The organism is Bacillus sp. PK5-006 (assembly GCF_054161415.1).
The window spans coordinates 3,499,520-3,516,769 of the sequence record NZ_CP096414.1 but is presented as its reverse complement, the minus strand read 5'-3'; the positions used below and the strand labels follow the sequence as shown (position 1 = coordinate 3,516,769).

17 protein-coding genes are annotated in these 17,250 nt (G+C 41.9%); 12 read left to right on the top strand and 5 right to left on the bottom strand.

Features of this window, described 5'->3' with window-relative positions; all coding sequences use genetic code 11:
• Positions 1–182: 182 nt before the first annotated feature.
• The 5 genes from M1D84_RS17825 (at position 183) to M1D84_RS17805 (ending at position 2,795) form a co-directional block, all read left to right on the top strand.
• A complete protein-coding gene (locus M1D84_RS17825; protein ID WP_024424416.1) occupies positions 183–641 on the top strand; it encodes a MarR family transcriptional regulator in 459 nt (152 codons plus the stop codon).
• 110 nt (positions 642–751) lie between these two features.
• Positions 752–982 carry a hypothetical protein gene (locus M1D84_RS17820; protein WP_029706600.1) on the top strand — a complete coding sequence of 77 codons (231 nt, stop codon included), beginning with the start codon at positions 752–754 and terminating at the stop codon, positions 980–982.
• The gene (locus M1D84_RS17815; protein WP_125587564.1) at positions 979–1,440 is read left to right on the top strand and encodes a 2-thiouracil desulfurase family protein; all 462 of its coding nucleotides are present in this window, start codon (positions 979–981) and stop codon (positions 1,438–1,440) included. Before M1D84_RS17820 ends, M1D84_RS17815 begins: the two co-directional genes overlap by 4 nt.
• A gap of 29 nt (positions 1,441–1,469) precedes the next feature.
• The gene (locus tag M1D84_RS17810; protein ID WP_103132638.1) at positions 1,470–1,886 is read left to right on the top strand and encodes a DUF5301 domain-containing protein; all 417 of its coding nucleotides are present in this window, start codon (positions 1,470–1,472) and stop codon (positions 1,884–1,886) included.
• 81 nt (positions 1,887–1,967) lie between these two features.
• Complete coding sequence (locus M1D84_RS17805; protein ID WP_024424414.1) at positions 1,968–2,795, top strand: aldo/keto reductase; 828 nt, start codon at positions 1,968–1,970, stop codon at positions 2,793–2,795.
• Positions 2,796–2,830: 35 nt separating this feature from the next.
• Here M1D84_RS17805 and M1D84_RS17800 read toward each other — a convergent pair whose 3' ends face one another.
• On the bottom strand, positions 2,831–3,928 hold the full coding sequence (locus M1D84_RS17800; RefSeq protein WP_458106360.1) for an iron-containing alcohol dehydrogenase family protein: 1,098 nt from the start codon (positions 3,926–3,928) through the stop codon (positions 2,831–2,833).
• Between the two features lie 191 nt (positions 3,929–4,119).
• Between M1D84_RS17800 and trhO the strand changes: the two genes are divergently transcribed.
• On the top strand, positions 4,120–5,088 hold the full coding sequence (gene trhO / locus M1D84_RS17795; RefSeq protein WP_039176148.1) for an oxygen-dependent tRNA uridine(34) hydroxylase TrhO: 969 nt from the start codon (positions 4,120–4,122) through the stop codon (positions 5,086–5,088).
• Positions 5,089–5,429: 341 nt separating this feature from the next.
• Entirely contained in the window at positions 5,430–7,049 is a 1,620-nt protein-coding gene (locus tag M1D84_RS17790) for an APC family permease (RefSeq protein WP_103132635.1), read from the top strand.
• 35 nt (positions 7,050–7,084) lie between these two features.
• Here the strand turns inward: M1D84_RS17790 and M1D84_RS17785 are convergent, their stop codons facing one another.
• Positions 7,085–7,285 (bottom strand): hypothetical protein, encoded by a 201-nt coding sequence (locus tag M1D84_RS17785; RefSeq protein ID WP_122631552.1) that lies wholly within the window; start codon positions 7,283–7,285, stop codon positions 7,085–7,087.
• Positions 7,286–7,470: 185 nt separating this feature from the next.
• Here M1D84_RS17785 and licT point away from each other — a divergent pair, with 185 nt between their 5' ends.
• From licT to M1D84_RS17765, 4 genes are all read left to right on the top strand, one after another.
• Entirely contained in the window at positions 7,471–8,307 is an 837-nt protein-coding gene (gene licT / locus M1D84_RS17780; protein ID WP_024424409.1) for a BglG family transcription antiterminator LicT, read from the top strand.
• 235 nt (positions 8,308–8,542) lie between these two features.
• On the top strand, positions 8,543–10,402 hold the full coding sequence (locus tag M1D84_RS17775; protein ID WP_044333459.1) for a beta-glucoside-specific PTS transporter subunit IIABC: 1,860 nt from the start codon (positions 8,543–8,545) through the stop codon (positions 10,400–10,402).
• Between the two features lie 19 nt (positions 10,403–10,421).
• Entirely contained in the window at positions 10,422–11,843 is a 1,422-nt protein-coding gene (locus M1D84_RS17770) for a glycoside hydrolase family 1 protein (protein ID WP_208946073.1), read from the top strand.
• 618 nt (positions 11,844–12,461) lie between these two features.
• Positions 12,462–13,199: a hypothetical protein gene (locus tag M1D84_RS17765; RefSeq protein ID WP_458106359.1), complete on the top strand. Its 738-nt coding sequence runs from the start codon at positions 12,462–12,464 to the stop codon at positions 13,197–13,199.
• Between the two features lie 15 nt (positions 13,200–13,214).
• On the opposite strand, the gene M1D84_RS17760 is transcribed toward M1D84_RS17765, so the two are convergent.
• Positions 13,215–13,550 (bottom strand): hypothetical protein, encoded by a 336-nt coding sequence (locus tag M1D84_RS17760; protein ID WP_024424405.1) that lies wholly within the window; start codon positions 13,548–13,550, stop codon positions 13,215–13,217.
• Between the two features lie 412 nt (positions 13,551–13,962).
• On the opposite strand from M1D84_RS17760, the gene arr reads away from it, so the two are divergent.
• Complete coding sequence (gene arr, locus M1D84_RS17755) at positions 13,963–14,379, top strand: NAD(+)--rifampin ADP-ribosyltransferase (RefSeq protein ID WP_044333465.1); 417 nt, start codon at positions 13,963–13,965, stop codon at positions 14,377–14,379.
• A 62-nt stretch (positions 14,380–14,441) separates the two neighbouring features.
• Here the strand turns inward: arr and M1D84_RS17750 are convergent, their stop codons facing one another.
• Positions 14,442–16,361: a BglG family transcription antiterminator gene (locus tag M1D84_RS17750; RefSeq protein WP_458106358.1), complete on the bottom strand. Its 1,920-nt coding sequence runs from the start codon at positions 16,359–16,361 to the stop codon at positions 14,442–14,444.
• Positions 16,358–17,242, bottom strand: coding sequence for an ROK family protein (locus M1D84_RS17745; RefSeq protein WP_024424403.1), 885 nt, complete (start codon positions 17,240–17,242; stop codon positions 16,358–16,360). The genes M1D84_RS17750 and M1D84_RS17745 overlap by 4 nt, the downstream gene beginning before the upstream one ends.
• Positions 17,243–17,250: the final 8 nt, after the last annotated feature.

The following is a 17,250-nucleotide window of genomic DNA, read 5'->3' as shown; positions in this document are numbered from 1 at the left end:
TGATAAATTGGATGACATCCCCATGATTATAGCATGTGACAGGATGAGGAGAATCTAGTAAAAAAGTGCATATGCAATTTTCAGGTCTGATGTCCTATTATTTTACTCACATCGACATTTCTTTTGACTCCTTTCTTCATTATTAGTACCATTTTATTAACCAGTTAAGAGTGGAGGTTCAGATGGAAACAAAAGAGCAGATTGTATTAAAAGCGATTCAAGATCTGATTATGCATAGGGAAAAGAGACGGAATGATCCAACAGATCCACTGATTACCACGACTGATACACTCAAACAAGAATGGACACTCACACAGCTTCACATTTTATCGATGATTCAAGCCAATCCAAACGAATCAAACAATACATTTCTATCTCAACAGCTAAAACTATCAAAGCCAGCTATTACAAAGGCTGTGAAAAAACTAATTGAAAAAGGCATGGTGGACTATTGCCACCGGCAAGGTGATAAGAAATCTGTCTATTATTCCTTGACAGAGGAAGGCAAGCAATTGGCGGCGCTGCATGATGAACTACATGATAAAGCAGTCACGTCCTATTTAGAATTTCTCCACCAGTTTCATGAGGATGAATTACAAGTGATTGAGCGCTTCTTAAAGGCTTGGAAAGAAAAGATATAGTTAAAAAACCGAAACCATCGCACAAAGAGAGATGATGGTTTCGGTTTTTTTATGGTAAAATTAACATATATTGACGTTGTTCTTAGCCATGATGAAAGGGAGGGAGCTCATTGGAGAAAGAAATGATAGAAAATTATAAAAAATACGCATTCATCATGCCATTCGTGGGATTGTTTGTCAGCGTGCTATTATTTGTTTATTTTTTTGGTATTGCAGGACCTGGAGAACCAATTTGGGCTGCTGCTTTGTATTGTGCTCTGCCCTTTTTGGTGAATACGATATGTTTCTTGCCTGTATGTATTTATTTTAAAGTCAGCAAAAAAAGTGAGGAACATACATGATTGTCGTCAGTGCTTGTCTTGCTGGGTTGAAGGTTCGTTATAATGGCAGCCATCGATTAGATCAGCGAATTGAGGAGCTTGTTCAGGAGGGAAAGGCAGTCACAGTTTGTCCTGAGCTGCTTGGCGGCCTTTCCACGCCAAGGCCTCCCGCAGAAATCATTGGCGGAGACGGACATGATGTATTACAGGGCCTCGCCTCTGTGATCGATGTACATGGAAATGATGTCACGGAGATGTATGTAAAAGGCGCGAAGGCCGCGCTGGAACAGGTTCAGTCTCTGAAAGCGACGGCGGTTGTGTTAAAAGAGTACAGCCCTTCCTGCGGCAGCCGGATGATTTATCGCGGAGATTTTAACGGGGGGACAAAAGCTGGAGATGGAGTGACATCCGCCTTGCTTAAACAGCACGGAATTCAGGTATTTTCTGAGGAGGATGATTGGACTTCACTGTTTTTATAGGTGTGGTGTGAATAGAAGGAGGAGTTAGGTTGAAAAAGTGGATGATTGGTTTAGTCGTCATTATTTTATTAGGAATTGGTATTTATTTTATAATCAATGCAAAAACATACTCTTTTGATGATGTGGCCTCAATTGATCAGAACAAGGTGACTTCGATTCAAATTGAGCATGATAATGAGCGTGTTATGGTTGAAAAGAAAGAGGATATTCAAAAGCTGCTGAAGGAATTTTCAGGTATGAAATTAAAGAAGGTGAATGACTCTAAAAAAGACACAAAAGAGTCTTATTGGATCAGGGTGTTAGAGGATGGCAAAGCGACATACGGATTCATCTTTTACGATCAAGCTTATTTAGAAACATATGATGGTTCTAAAACAAAAAATCGGATCAGCGAATATCAAATCGTTGACGCCAATCAAGTTGATATGGGAAAATATATCAAATAACTCAGTCAGAATGTCATGCATGATCAATCGAAAATTCGGGTATAGTGCTTGGTAAGTAAAAAGGAAGCGGAGGTTTGTTTGATGAGTGGATTAACAGATACAGTCACATTAGCAAACGGAGTAAAAATGCCGAAGCTAGGCTTTGGTGTATGGCAGGTAAAAGATGGGGATGAGGCTGTAAATGCCGTCAAAGACGCTCTTGAAGCGGGCTACCGCAGCATTGATACAGCAGCCGCCTATCAAAATGAAGAAGGGGTAGGCAAAGCCATTCAGCAATCAGGCATCTCTCGCGATGATCTATTCATTACGACAAAGGTCTGGAATAATGATCAAGGCTATGAATCAACACTCGAAGCCTTTGAAACAAGTATGGACAAGCTGGGGCTAGATGTATTAGACCTTTATTTAATTCATTGGCCAGTTGAAGGCAAATATAAAGAAACATGGAAAGCGCTAGAGAAACTATATAAGGATGGACGCGTTCGAGCGATCGGAGTGTGTAATTTCCATCAGCATCATTTAGAGGATTTATTGGAAGAGGCAGAAGTTGTGCCAATGGTGAATCAAATCGAGCTGCATCCGAAGCTGACGCAGGAGCCTTTACGAGACTACTGCAAATCGAAAGGTATTCATGTTGAGGCGTGGTCGCCATTAGGAAGCGGGAAGCTTCTAAACCATCCTGTTCTTCAGGATATCGCGAAAAAACATGACAAGTCAGTAGCGCAAGTGATCCTTCGCTGGGACTTGCAGCATGGCATTATCACCATTCCAAAATCTGTGACAAAGAGCCGAATCATCGAAAACACACAAGTCTTCGATTTCGAGCTGTCCGCACGTGAGATGGGTGTCATTGATCAGCTCAATGAAGATGAGCGAACAGGTCCAGATCCAGATAACTTTGATTTTTAATCGAAAGAAAAGCACAGGTGCGATGCCTGTGCTTTTTATTTGCCTTCATGTGTAGACATTTTTTGAGATTGAAAGGTCTCAATGATTTGAATGGCGTCGATAATCTTTTCTTTAGCATAGTCTCCAATCAAACAAAAGGTTTCATCTTTACGTGCAGCATGGTTTGCCACTGTAAATGCCGCCTCGTCCAGCTGAGTTGTAATACCAAGATCGCGCATATTTTTAGGTAATCCGAGTGTTTGGTAGAGTTCAAGTAATTCCTCTACCTCGGACATTCGGTTTTCTGCGGCAAGCTGGACAAGGATGCCATAAGCCACTTTTTGTCCATGTAACACATGATGCGTTTCTTCAATAAATGTCAATCCATTATGAACGGCATGGGCTCCTGCCATTCTTCCATAACGTCCCCCATAGCCTCCGACTGTTCCGGCTAACGTAATAATCGCATCTGTTACATCTGCAAATGCTTGTGAAAGCTGACCTGTTTTTAAGCTGTTAACCGCTTCTTCACTATGAGAAAGAAGAATGTCTCGAACATATACTGCCTGCTTTAATGCAGCATGCACCATGAGCGGCAAGGCGCCTTTTGTGTTACGAATAATCGCTTCCGCTTCATACCATTTTGCCAGCGTATCACCAATGCCGCTTTGAAGGTAGGAAAGAGGAGAGGAAAGCAAAAAAGTATGATCAATTACGGTGAGGTAGCTGGATCGTTTATGATAATCGACTCTCATGAAATTGCCCTTTTCATCATAAATGACGCTGAGTGGTGTAGAGGCAGCACATGTGCCGGGAATCGTTGGTACCATGATAACTTCGATTTGAAGAGCATCTGCAACTGATTTTGCGGTATCTAAAATCGTACCGCCTCCGATACCGATAATCACATCTGACCCGTTAAGCTCTTCTGCGATCCATGTGACCGCATTGGGTGAACTGTATCCTTTGTGCTGAATGACAGGCCACTCGGGCGGCAGCTTTGTGTATTGTGAAAAAGCTTGGTATGAATCATATCCTGTCACCACAGCAGGTGATTGAAAAGCAGATACAAGGGAATCTAGTTCATGATATATTCCCTTTTGAGAAATAAATTGGTTAGGACCGCTTCTGACAATATCTTCTGGCTGGATCATGATCATTGCTCCTTTACTACATCATATAATTCATAAATCATCTCATTTAACAGAAAGTTCTGTCAAATAAATATGAGAAGAAAGGCCCTTCCGTTTTATGGAATTGAGCCGCCGACATTGCCTTTAGGTATGTATTTCCTGTATGATAAAGAATGGTATGTTTTGATTAAATTTAAGAGGTGTTTATATAGATGGAAAAACAATATCGCGTTTTACTTTACTATCAATATGTCCCCATTGAGGACCCAGAGACGTTTACAGCAGAGCATTTAGCATTCTGTAAGGAGCTTGGTTTGTTAGGCCGTATCCTCGTATCAGCAGAAGGCTTGAACGGAACTGTTTCTGGAACCATTGAACAAACGGATAAGTACATGCAAGCGTTAAAAGAAGATCCACGCTTTGCGTCTATGCCGATCAAAATTGACGAAGCAGATGGTCATGCGTTTAAAAAAATGCACGTCCGTCATCGGAATGAACTAGTGAACCTTAGCCTAGAGGATGATGTGAATCCGTTAGAATTAACGGGGAAACATCTTAGCCCGGTCGAATTTTACGAGCAAATGCAATCACCTGATACGGTTGTGATTGATGCGCGTAATGATTACGAGTTTGATGTTGGTCACTTCAGAGGGGCAGTCCGTCCTGATATTGAGACATTCCGTGAATTACCTGAGTGGATTCGTGACAATAAAGAGATTCTTGAAGGGAAAAAAATCCTGACGTATTGCACAGGCGGTGTACGCTGTGAGAAATTCTCAGGCTGGTTAAAGCGTGAAGGCTTTGAAGATGTCTCTCAGCTTGACGGCGGAATTGTCACTTACGGAAAAGATCCAGAAGTGCAAGGGAAGCTATGGGACGGTCAATGCTATGTATTTGATAATCGCTTAACAGTACCAGTGAATCAAACAGAGCATGTGGTTGTCGGAAAAGATTTCTTCACTGGTGAGCCTTGCGAGCGTTATGTGAACTGTGCGAACCCTGCATGTAACCGTAAGATGATTGCCACTGAAGAGAGTGAGCATAAGTATATGCGCAGCTGCAGTCATGAATGCCGCACAAGCGAAAGGAACCTGTATGTGAAACAACACAATTTATCTGAAGAAGAAGTTCAAGAAAGACTAGCTGTCATTGAAAAAGAACAAGCGATTTCACAAGGATAGAGGGAATCCCCTCTATCCTTTTTTTCTATACATGACGGGGGTTAGAAGATAGAGGAAGTCATTTCCTCTATCTTTTTTGTTTTGTTTTTTTCAAAATAAGGGTAAAGGTAGTTATTCAGTCTAATAGATTGAACAGGTGAAAAAGCGCTTTCTTTTGAAATAAGCATGTTCGACTATTTCAGAAAATGAAGAATTGAGAGATAATATAACAGGCAAAAAATGAATAAAGGTAAAGGTTCATTAGAAGAAATATTTGCCAGTAAAATGAAAAGTGAGCTGCTTTGAAAGAAAGACGCTTGCTTGACACATGCTCTGTATTTTAATCGAAAGGTGTTATGAACATGAATCATTTGCATCGTAGGATGGGAACTTTCGCTTTAATGATGGTAGGCCTTGGCTCAATCATTGGTTCAGGATGGCTCTTCGGTGCTTGGCGTGCAGCTCAAATCGCCGGTCCTGCTGCTATTTTATCCTGGTTGATTGGGATGGTTGTGATTTTATTTATCGCTTTGTCTTATAGTGAACTCGGATCGATGTTTCCTGAGGCAGGCGGAATGGTGAAATATACGCAATATTCACACGGATCTTTTATTGGGTTTATTGCAGCTTGGGCGAACTGGATCGCCATTGTCTCCGTGATACCAGTTGAGGCGGTTGCTTCCGTCCAGTACATGAGCTCTTGGCCTTGGGAATGGGCAAAGTGGACATCCCATTTGGTCACAAAAGGGGTATTGACGACAGAAGGTCTTATGGTTGCCAGTGTGCTTCTTGTGATTTACTTTCTGCTTAATTATTGGACAGTTGGGTTATTTTCAAAAGCAAATACATTCATTACCGTGTTTAAAATTGTCATTCCAGGATTAACAATTGGTGCGCTCTTATTCGTAGGTTTTCATAGTGAGAATTTTACTTCTGGAACAAGTATTGCCCCTAACGGCTGGGCGAGTGTGCTGACAGCTGTTGCGACATCTGGGATTGTGTTTGCCTTCAATGGCTTCCAAAGCCCGATTAATATGGCCGGTGAGGCAAAAAATCCAGGCCGGTCGATTCCAATTGCCATTGTCGGATCGATTTTCATTGCAACTGTGATTTATGTCCTTTTACAAGTCGCCTTTATCGGTGCTGTTGATCCATCTATGATTGTGAACGGATGGGGTCATTTGAATTTCAACTCGCCATTTGCGGACCTTGCCATTGCGCTTGGGATTAACTGGCTTGTTCTGATTTTATATGCGGATGCGTTTGTGTCACCTTCGGGTACAGGAATTACGTATACCGCAACGACGTCTCGTATGATTTATGGAATGGAAAAAAACAAATACATGCCAAGTGTGCTTGGCCGTCTGCACCCTATTTACGGCGTGCCTCGTCAAGCAATGTTTTTTAACTTAGCCGTATCGTTTATCTTTCTGTTTTTATTTAGAGGCTGGGGTGTACTTGCAGAAATTATCTCTGTCGCTACACTCATTTCTTATTTGACTGGACCAGTGACCGTCATGACGCTGAGAAAGACAGGGACAGATTTATATCGTCCGCTTCGAATAAAAGGACTCAGCATCATTGCTCCTCTCGGTTTTGTCTTTGCCTCATTGACGCTGTATTGGGCAAGATGGCCGTTAACAGGTCAGGTGCTGTTCATTATTCTCATCGGTCTACCTATCTATTTTTACTATCAAGCAAAAGCGAAGTGGAAAGGATTCGGCCGCAACTTTAAGGCGGGTGCTTGGATGGTTGTGTACCTGCTTGTGATGATGACGATTTCCTGTCTTGGCAGTGACAAATTCGGCGGTTATAACATCATTCATTATGGCTGGGATATGGCACTGATTACAGTGGTAGCTCTGCTATTTTATACGTGGGCACTCAAAAGTGGATATGAAACAGAGTTTTTAGAGGATGCGAAAAAAATCAATGATGAGCTGCGTGCTTCTCAGAAAGAAGCTGCAGCAACCAAAGAATAAAGAAACGGCTGCCTGAACACTCGGGGCAGCCGTTTTTATTTGGATGAAAGGTGCATCACATGCCGTTTCAGCCAAGTGGTGACGCCGCGCAAAACGGCCGATGTGACAAGTGAAATGAGCACATATCTCCAAAGCTGGCCTAAGCCTTGTCCACTCAGCCAGAACACGATGCCTAGAACGATGAGGGTGAACATGAGCAAGAATAAAAATGATGCAGACCAGAAAAAAGCCTTCACAGAAGGTCACCTCCTCAGGAGTATTGTATGCAGGCAATTGAAGGATCAGACCAGCTATGTAAGGGTAGAATCATGGTGAAATCTATTGCAAAAGTCAGATAAAAATGCCAAGTGATTTGACAATTGTGTTAAGATGAGAGCATATTTTGAGTAAAGTTGTTGGTCATAGACGGAGGTGTTTGGAAATGCAGATTCAAAAGGTTCTAAACAATAATGTCATTAGTGTCATAGATGAACATGGAAAAGAAATCGTTGTCATGGGCAGAGGCATCGCTTTCCAGCGACGTCCCGGGGACCCGGTGGACGAATCGTTAATTGATAAAGTCTTCCGCCTAGAGGATCATTCCGTTCACGAGCGGATGAAAATGCTGCTTCAAGAGGTTCCGTATGATGTGGTCAAGGTGACCGAAGAAATGATCCAATATGCACATACAAAGCTGAACCGAAGATTAAACGAAAGTCTGCATGTATCGCTGGCAGACCATATTCATTACGCCATCGAACGGCTGAAGAAAAATCATCTGATTGAGAATTCGCTTATTTGGGAGATTAAACGCTTATACAAAGATGAATTTCTTGTGGCAAAGGACTGTCTTGAGATGATTGAAGAGCGTCTTCATATTGAACTGCCTGAGGATGAAGCGGGCTTTATTGCCATGCATATCATAAATGCAGAGCTCAATGAGGATATGAATACGACGGTCAATATCACAAAGGAAGTCAATGCCATTCTCACCATTGTGAAATATCATCTCAACATGGAATTTGATGAAGACTCGCTTAACTTTTACCGTTTTCTCACGCATTTGCGCTTTTTCGTCCAGCGTCTGATTAATGAAACACTGCTTGTCAGCGAAGATCAGGACTTATATCAGCTGATTAAAGTGAAATATCCGAAAGCATACGATTGCGCAAAGAAAATCGCAGAATATGTCTATCAAACCTATCACCGAGATCTCACATCAGAGGAAATGCTGTATCTATCAATTCACTTGAATCGACTCATCAAACGAGAAAAATAAAGATAGATTTTAAAAGAAAGCGTTGACATGAGAAAAGGTGAGTGGTACTATTTGCTCATAAACATAAAAGAATACGGTTTCACAATGATCGTCTTAGAGGATTGTGACTGTTCGGCAGGCAAAACCTAAACGTTCACTGAAAAAGCGCAACAGCAAGCTGCGACTATTTTTGGTGCCCGTTTAGGTTTTTATTTTGCCCAAAAACGTATTTTTTTGAAAAAAAGGGGGTTTTTGCATGAGTTATCGTCAATTAGCAGAAGACATTATTAAACACATTGGTACAGAGAAAAACGTCCATTCATTGGTGCATTGTGCCACAAGGCTTCGCTTCACACTAAATGACAGATCAAAAGCGGATAAAGCGGCCATTGAAAAATTAAATGGCGTCGTTACCGTTATGGAAAGCGGCGGCCAATTTCAAGTGGTCATTGGCAATACCGTACCAGAGGTTTATCGAGAAATTGGAGAGTTTACGAATCTATTAGAGGATTCCACTGCTTCATCTGCAAAATCAGGTGAAGAGAGCACAAGCCTTTTCGGGAAATTCGTCGACATTGTATCGGGGATTTTCACACCACTTCTCGGTGTCATGGCGGGTGCAGGTATTTTAAAAGGTCTATTAGGCATCTGTATCAACGCGAAATGGTTATCTCCTGAAGATACATCGTATCAAATTTTATTTGCTGCATCTGACAGCTTGTTCTACTTCCTGCCATTATTGCTCGCATTCACTTCTGCTAGGAAGTTTAAAGCGAATCCGTTTGTCGCTGTGACGATAGCAGGTGCACTGATTTACCCAACCATTCAAGAATTGTCAAAAGGCGGCGGAGATGTGACATTCTTCGGGATACCAGTCGTCTTAATGTCTTATACATCTACGGTCATCCCAATCATTTTGGCAGTGTTTGTCATGGGATATATCGAACGTTTCTTTAACAAAGTCATTCATGAAAGTGTCAAAAACTTTATTACGCCACTCATTTTACTTGTCACGGTTGTTCCGCTGACACTCATCGTATTCGGACCATTTGGTGTGTATGCAGGGAATGGCATTGCAGCTGTTTTGCTGAAAGTATTCTCCTTTAGTCCTACACTTGCAGGTGCTTTAATTGCGATGGCTTGGCAGATTCTTGTCATCTTCGGTATCCATTGGGGACTTGTGCCAGTGATTTTAAATAATATCGCAGTTCATGGGAAAGATCATATCAAGCCGGCCACTGCGCCAGCTGTATTCTCACAAGCCGGTGCTTCCATCGGTGTTATGCTGAAAACAAAGAATAAAAAACTGAAATCATTGGCTGGATCGACAGCAGTTTCTGCTGTGTTTGGGATCACAGAGCCAGCTGTATACGGGGTCACACTTCGTTTGAAAAAACCATTTATTGCAGCCGTTATCTCTGCTGGGGTCGGCGGTGCGATTATCGGTTATTCACAAAGTATTGCAATTGCGTCAGGCCTTCCAAGTTTACTGACACTGCCGATTTTCTACGGTCAAGGATTTACAGGGTTCATCATCGGTATCTCGGTCTCGTTCGTCCTTTCGATCATCTTAACTTATTTGATTGGATTTAAAGATCCAGTAGATGAAGATGCAACGCCGGCAGCCGCTTCTGCTCCGGTAATTGAAAACGAACATGGGGTCAAAGCCGCTCATGTGAAAAGTCCTTTAAAGGGCGAGGTCATCAAGCTGGAGGAAGTGCAGGATAAGGCATTCTCATCTGGTGCACTAGGAAAGGGCGCAGCCATCATTCCATCAGAAGGAAAGCTGTTTGCACCAGTATCAGGAGTTGTAACAACGGTGTTCCCAACTGGACATGCGTATGGTCTAACCTCAGAAAGCGGAGCAGAGGTACTCATTCACATCGGACTGGATACCGTACAATTAGGCGGAAAGCATTTTACCCCGAAGGTTGCTCAGGGGCAAACCATCACAGAAGGCGAACTGCTTGCTGAGTTTGACATAGAAGCCATCCAAGCTTCAGGCCTGTCAGTCACAACACCTGTCATTATTACCAATTCAGGTGAGTTTAGCGATATCATTGAAACGGAAGAGAAACAAATCACACCAGGACAATCATTTTTACATCTAGTTTAATCAAAAGGAGGAAGAAATCATGAGATATTCAACACTAGCATCATTTCCAAAAGACTTTTTCTGGGGCGGATCTACTTCCGCCTATCAGGTAGAGGGTGCGTGGAACGAGGATGGCAAGGGGCCTTCTGTCATTGACATGAGAGCAAGTTATCCTGAAGGGACAACGGATTTTAAAGTGGCAAGCGATCACTATCACCGTTATAAAGAGGATGTGAAGATGTTTGCGGAAATGGGCTTGAAGGCTTATCGCTTTTCCATTGCGTGGACACGGATCATTCCAGATGGAGATGGGGAGATCAATCAAAAGGGGATTGAATTCTATCATTCACTCATCGATGAATTGCGCCGCTATGGCATTGAACCAATCGTGACAATGTATCATTTTGATCTGCCTCATGCGCTTCAAGTAAAGGGCGGGTGGTCTAACCGCGGGACAGTCGATGCGTTTGAACGCTATGCAGAGGTGCTATTCAAGGAGTATGGTCAGAAGGTAAAATATTGGCTGACCATTAATGAACAAAACATGATGATCTTACATGGATCAGCGCTAGGTACACTTGATCCAAATTTAGAAAATCCGAAAAAAGAACTGTATCAGCAGAATCATCATATGCTCGTTGCACAGGCAAAAGCCATGACGCTTTGTCATCAAATGCTGCCTGAAGCGAAAATTGGACCAGCGCCAAACATTGCGCTCATTTATCCGGCTTCTCCAAAGCCTGAAGATGTGCTTGCTGCGGCGAATTACAATGCGATCCGCAACTGGCTTTATCTTGATATGGCCGTGTTCGGACGTTATAACAACCTTGCTTGGGCGTACATGAAAGAAAAAGACATTCTTCCTGTCATCGAAGAGGGAGATATGGATATTTTGAAAAGCGCGAAGCCAGACTTCATTGCCTTTAACTACTACACCTCACAAACGGTTGAAGCGAGTAAAGGAGATGGCAACGACGAATTTGCACGCGGTGGAGATCAGCATTTGAAATCCGGTGAAGATGGCGTCTACAAAGGCGGCAACAACCCATTCTTAAGCAAAAATGCGTTTGGCTGGGAGATTGACCCTGTCGGCTTCCGTTCAACGATGCGCGAGATTTATGACCGCTATCAGCTGCCGCTTATTATCACGGAAAACGGATTGGGTGCATTCGACAAGTTAGAAGAAGATGGATCAATTCAGGATGATTATCGAATTGATTATTTAGAAAAACATATCGAGCAAATCAAATGGGCAATCACAGACGGCGTTGAGGTATTCGGATACTGCCCGTGGTCAGCCATCGACTTAATCAGCACACACCAAGGATGCTCCAAGCGCTACGGGTTCATCTACGTCAATCGCGACGAATTTGATCTAAAAGACCTTAAAAGAATTCGCAAAAAGAGCTCTTATTGGTATGAAACCTTGATTCAGCAAAATGGAGACAACATCGGGAAATAACGATAAAAAAGCCAATCACCTTATGCGGGTGGCTGGCTTTTTTTCGTTCATTTTATTGGAAAGATCATATTGTTCGAGTTGTTCTAACATGATAGCTAGATTTTAACAGCCTAATAAACTGTTTTCTTTTATAATCCGAAGAATATCACAATCCATTTCGCTGTTTAGCCAGTTTGTATAAAAATTGCGGCTATTCTTTTTTATGTGCATTTTGAACTTTTTCGATATAATCTGCTACTTTGTAAAAACCTGATGTCGCTTTCTTTGCATATTTCTTGCCTATTACTTTCGATAAGGATTTTTCTAGATATGTGTCTGACTTGCGAAGAGCCTGAACAGCAAGTTTTTTTGCTATTGTAGTGACGATATTTTTAGTTGGGGCTTCTTTAGATTGTGGTGGGAATATCTTGCCCCATTGTTTAGGAACATATGCATTTCGGCTTGTGTCATTTGTCTACCACAGAAATTTTCACCAAAACGAAGTTCTAAAAAATGATTGCGGACACCGCAACCAAAAAAGGAATTTTCTTTAATCTATCTTAAATCCATTGATACACTCATTTTAATTTGATAACCTTGATTTTGGAATTTAATACAAAAGGAGGAAATATAAATAAGATGTTCAAAAAAACACTTTTAACCCTAATTACCCTAGCTCTTGTCATATCAATATGGACTCCATTTTCATCAGAAGCATCAGCAGAAACACACTTTATCAATTCACAAGAATTAGAAGCATTAGTAACACCAACAGTTCTACAAAATGAACAAATTACCAAAGAATTAGACGAACTTGAAATGAAAATGGGAGAATACATAGAAAACCTTCCATTTATAGAAAAAGAATTTGAAAGCATGTCAGAGTCAGAACAAAATAAAGTGATAGATCAATATTTCAACAATGAAGAATTTTTAGCTTTAGAAAACCGAATGAAACAACTTGATTCCAAAAGTAGTCAGAGTGAAATCACAACACAAGCACTACCAATATTCTTCGTACCAATCGCAATGACCGTAGGAAGAGTTGCTTTGTGGGCCATAAGATCAAAAGGCGCAAAAGTTGCACTGAAGTATTTGAAGAACAGAATAAAAGGTTTTGGGAAGAACTATCATATCGATTGGTATGTAAAAAATAGAAAAGGAAAAGTCGAGAGTCTCGTAAAAGTGTTCCATAAAAAAGGAAAAAAGAAAATACGAGTATTTGCAGTTGATAACGGAGTCATACCACTAAAACCAGGATCATCAAACTGGTACTGGCATTTTCATGTAGCTCCAAAAATTCAAATACACCATGCTCTTAGAGCATCAGTACCAAGTAAACACAAAGCTGTAAAAGGTAGAACAATACTCCACTAAAAAAGAAAAGCCCTTTTATAAGGGCTTTTCTTTTTTAGCGTCGTAATCTTTAATAATTTCAATTGGATCAATTGCATCATCATCTTGTACATATTGCTCTACATAAGGAGTCATCAACTTCTCAAACTGATTTTCATCATCTACTAAAGCAATACAAGTTTCATATCCTTCAAAATCAGATGGGTATAAATTTGCAACAGCACTACCAGTTTTTAAAGCCTGATCTATCGCATTTTTTAATTCCAATAAACCCTTCCTGTTTCCTAAAATCAATGCTTCTCTATGATGAGTTTCTTGAGCATATATATTACACATCTCTAAAACATCATCATCATCCACTTGAATAGACATACAAAAATCACCTCCGAAGTAAAATTTAGTTAATTATATAATTATTGATGCCAGCATGCCAAGACCTCAAACGTCTCATTGGCTACTTTATCTTCATCTTCATCTTCTTCAATCCTGATCAGTTCTTCTTCCTAGGCATCAATACGCTATTTCCCAAACTGCCACCAATTTTTTCTTTCCTTTTCATCCTGTTCCGTTGCAGTTTTTCTTATGGCCTCTAACAGCTTTTTATCTCTTTCAAGAAGACTGATTTGTATGTATTCTTGCTGTTTTTTCAACTTGCTGGAGCTTACACATCTAACTCTCTATTATCATTATACCCCGAATTTAATGAAATTTATAGACTGTTTCTCGCCCATATCTAGCCGTATACTGTTATACGCAAGTCAAAAACGATAAGGGGTGTGGCTGTATGAATGACAAGAAACAGGTGTTAGATCCTGGGCCATTTTTTCATGGGACAAAAGCGGAATTGAAGATTGGAGATCTGCTTGAACCGCTGCATTTATCCAATTATCAGGATAAAAAATCAAACCATATTTATTTCACCGGAACACTAAACGCGGCCAAATGGGGTGCTGAATTAGCTAGGTCTGATGCGAAAGAAAGAATTTATATTGTAGAACCGTTAGGCGAGTTTGAAAATGATCCAAATGTGACTGATAAAAGATTTCCCGGCAACCCAACACGTTCTTATCGATCGAAATCTCCGTTGAAAATAGTCGCAGAATTAGGTTCTTGGGAAAGACATTCCGATGAAGAAATCAATCATATGCTGAGCTCCTTAAAAAAATTAAGTGAAGAAGGAAAAAATGTCATCTACGATTGATGTTACGTATATCTAAATAGCACAAAGGCCGCCTCATGAATTGGGCGGCCTTTTGTTTGATCTTATTGAAACAACGCATCCATCAGCTCATCAAAAGTGTTGGCTTGCTTGAGGGCGCGAATGCGGTCTGGATTGTCTAGTAAATCGACGGCCTGTTCAAAGAATTGGTTCATGCAGGCAGCGTCATCCTTATGAATCGCTAATAAAAAGACAATTGATACTTGGTCTCCCTGCCAGTCAATCGGCTGTTTTAAATGTGCGATGGCTACAGAGGAGGTGCCTTCATTTGTGATGAGCGGGTGCGGCATTGCAATACCGCTGCCAAGATAGGTAGACGACATTTGCTCACGCTCAAACACCGAGGGCCGAAAAGAAGACGATACTAGCTGATGCGCCTCTAAACGGCTGCATAATATATCTAATACCTTATCCTTGCTGCTTAGATCAGCATTCATGAAAGTCAATCGCTCTTGAAAAAACGCCATCAGCTCTTTTGAGGGTGCCCCGTGTCCATTTAATAAATGAATGACTTCATTTACACGCTGTATATCATGATGTTCAAAAAAGGCGCTGACCTGAATGACTGGTTTCCCCTTTGATGTGAGAGGTACGGTTGTAATGATGACGTCACACGGCAAAGAGGAGCTCATGAGATAATCCTGATAGGAATAGAGCTCAACAATGTCAAGCTCGTGCTGAAAGGCTGCCTTCAATTTAATTTCAAGCAGTCTTGCCGTCCCTAGCCCAGACCCGCACACGATAATCGCTTTCTTTTTTTGCGAGGTATCGAGCTGACTTCTTTCAAATGAAGCAGCGATATGCAAGGCAACATATGCCGCTTCATCTTCATTTGGCGTCCGCACCAGCTGTAAGGCATTCAGCCCGCTGACAGCCAAATCAAACGGGTATGGATAGGACGTTTTGATCTCATGCAAAAGCGGATTTTGTAATGATACGCCATATTGGATGCGATTTAATAACGGCTTCATATGAAGCATCAAGTCTTGCTGCAGGATGCTGTCATCAGCAAAACGATGACAGCTTATTTTTTCAATGTGCTGTAGAAAGACTGTAACCGCCTGCTGAACTTCCACTGTCGTCTGATGCTGGGCGGCTTCTTTCCACGTTTGATTCGCCAATAGATGCATGACTAAGTAATCTGTTTCATCCTCTGATAAGGTCACACAAAAAGTGTCACTCACCTGCTGTATGATTTTTTGTGCAATTCTCATCAAAACGGGTGATCTTTGTGTACGGGCAGTACTAGCGGATATCCGCTGGTTTTTTCGTGTTTGCTGAATCGCAATGGCTAAGTGAATGACTAAATTTTTTAAGGCAATGTCTTTAATGAGCAATGACTCTTGATGCAGGTTCGTCAACACAATAGATCGAATGGTTTCAAGAGAAATATCAGGAAAATGGAGCTGTTCTCGCTCGGTGATATGAGAGAGAGCAGGCTCTTCTTCAAGAAGTAAGTCTGCATAGCACGTTCTTTTTTGCAGCTCATCTCCTTCAATCTTTAAGCCAAATCCAGGCTTTGATACAAGTGTCATGCCGTAACGGGCTAACAGCTCTCGTCCTTTTTTTAAATCACTGCTGACCGTCATGCGGCTGATAAACAGTTCTTCAGCCAGCTGGTCAATTTTTAAGTAATCTGATTGAAGCAGCAGCTTTCTCATCATAAATCGTACACGCTCTTCTGGCATGACGGGGACAAGAGAGCGGGCAGGAAGCTTTTGCTGATGAAGCCAAAGTAAGAAAGCGTCTTGGTCACTCGTTAAAAGAGTATATCCCTTCCCGCGAATCGTTTTAATCATGGCCCCAGTTTCCTTTAAATACTCATTTGCTTCCTTGATTAAATTGCGGATAGAGCGGTCAGATAAGCGAAAAGAGGCAGTGAGCTCCTCCAGCTTCACGAACCCCTTCGTTTCAAATAGCCGCTGAATCAGCTGATAGGTTCGAGGATCTGCCGTCATCATCATTGCGCGGCTCCTTGCGCCTGTAAGGCATCAGTTCCAAGAGCGATGGCGCCCATTAAACCAGATAGTCCATCAAAGGATGGTTTTGTGATAATTTCATGTAAAGGCTTTGGCAGCTGTAAATAGCCGTGAAGCCGTTTGTCTGTTTCATCAAGAATAAGCGGCAGCATAGCCGGCTGTTTCATCACGCCTCCACCTAGAATGATGCGTTCAGGTGAAAGGGTGAGCAGCAGGTTAGCAGTCATTTGCCCGAGATAGTAAGCATGAAGTGACCAGGCTGGATGATCCTCTGGCAGCATTTGTGCCAGTGTATGATAGCGTCCTTCTATGGCAGGTCCAGATGCCAGTCCCTCTAAACAGTCATGATGTATAGGGCAGCATCCTCCGTAAGTGTCATGAGGATGCCGCTGAACGGTGATATGACCCATTTCTGGATGCAGCAATCCGTGAATCAGGCGATGTTCAATATAGGCACCGCCGCCTATTCCAGTCCCAACAGTAATATAGACCAAGGAGGCAGGCTTTTCTGCTTCAGTTGAAAAACGGGCTTCTCCGAGTGCTGCACAGTTCACATCGGTATCAAGCTTCATCGGGATCCCGAGGGCTTGTTTTAAGGTAGAGAGGAAAGGGAATTGGCGCCAGGCTGTTTTTGGTGTGTCTAAAATCGTCCCATAGCTTAGGCTTTGCTCTTTCACATCGACAGGCCCGAATGCCCCAATTCCAATGGCATCGACACGATGCTTTGTAAAGTAATCGATCACTTGCCGGCATGTTTCAACTGGATTCCCTGTTGCAAAGGAAGTCATGTGTTCAATCGTTCCGTCTGTTGTTCCGTAGCCGCAGACAAATTTCGTTCCGCCTGCTTCAATGCCTCCAATTCGCATGATCAATG

Excerpts from the sequence above, each read along its gene's own strand:
- M1D84_RS17805 (WP_024424414.1), top strand. The coding sequence starts at position 1,968 with ATGAGTGGATTAACAGATACAGTCACATTAGCAAACGGAGTAAAAATG.
- M1D84_RS17790 (WP_103132635.1), top strand. The coding sequence starts at position 5,430 with ATGAATCATTTGCATCGTAGGATGGGAACTTTCGCTTTAATGATGGTA.
- M1D84_RS17825 (WP_024424416.1), top strand. The coding sequence starts at position 183 with ATGGAAACAAAAGAGCAGATTGTATTAAAAGCGATTCAAGATCTGATT.
- arr (WP_044333465.1), top strand. The coding sequence starts at position 13,963 with ATGAATGACAAGAAACAGGTGTTAGATCCTGGGCCATTTTTTCATGGG.
- M1D84_RS17815 (WP_125587564.1), top strand. The coding sequence starts at position 979 with ATGATTGTCGTCAGTGCTTGTCTTGCTGGGTTGAAGGTTCGTTATAAT.
- licT (WP_024424409.1), top strand. The coding sequence starts at position 7,471 with ATGCAGATTCAAAAGGTTCTAAACAATAATGTCATTAGTGTCATAGAT.
- M1D84_RS17760 (WP_024424405.1), bottom strand. The coding sequence starts at position 13,550 with ATGTCTATTCAAGTGGATGATGATGATGTTTTAGAGATGTGTAATATA.
- M1D84_RS17765 (WP_458106359.1), top strand. The coding sequence starts at position 12,462 with ATGTTCAAAAAAACACTTTTAACCCTAATTACCCTAGCTCTTGTCATA.
- M1D84_RS17745 (WP_024424403.1), bottom strand. The coding sequence starts at position 17,242 with ATGCGAATTGGAGGCATTGAAGCAGGCGGAACGAAATTTGTCTGCGGC.
- M1D84_RS17750 (WP_458106358.1), bottom strand. The coding sequence starts at position 16,361 with ATGATGATGACGGCAGATCCTCGAACCTATCAGCTGATTCAGCGGCTA.
- M1D84_RS17775 (WP_044333459.1), top strand. The coding sequence starts at position 8,543 with ATGAGTTATCGTCAATTAGCAGAAGACATTATTAAACACATTGGTACA.
- M1D84_RS17800 (WP_458106360.1), bottom strand. The coding sequence starts at position 3,928 with ATGATCCAGCCAGAAGATATTGTCAGAAGCGGTCCTAACCAATTTATT.
- trhO (WP_039176148.1), top strand. The coding sequence starts at position 4,120 with ATGGAAAAACAATATCGCGTTTTACTTTACTATCAATATGTCCCCATT.
- M1D84_RS17770 (WP_208946073.1), top strand. The coding sequence starts at position 10,422 with ATGAGATATTCAACACTAGCATCATTTCCAAAAGACTTTTTCTGGGGC.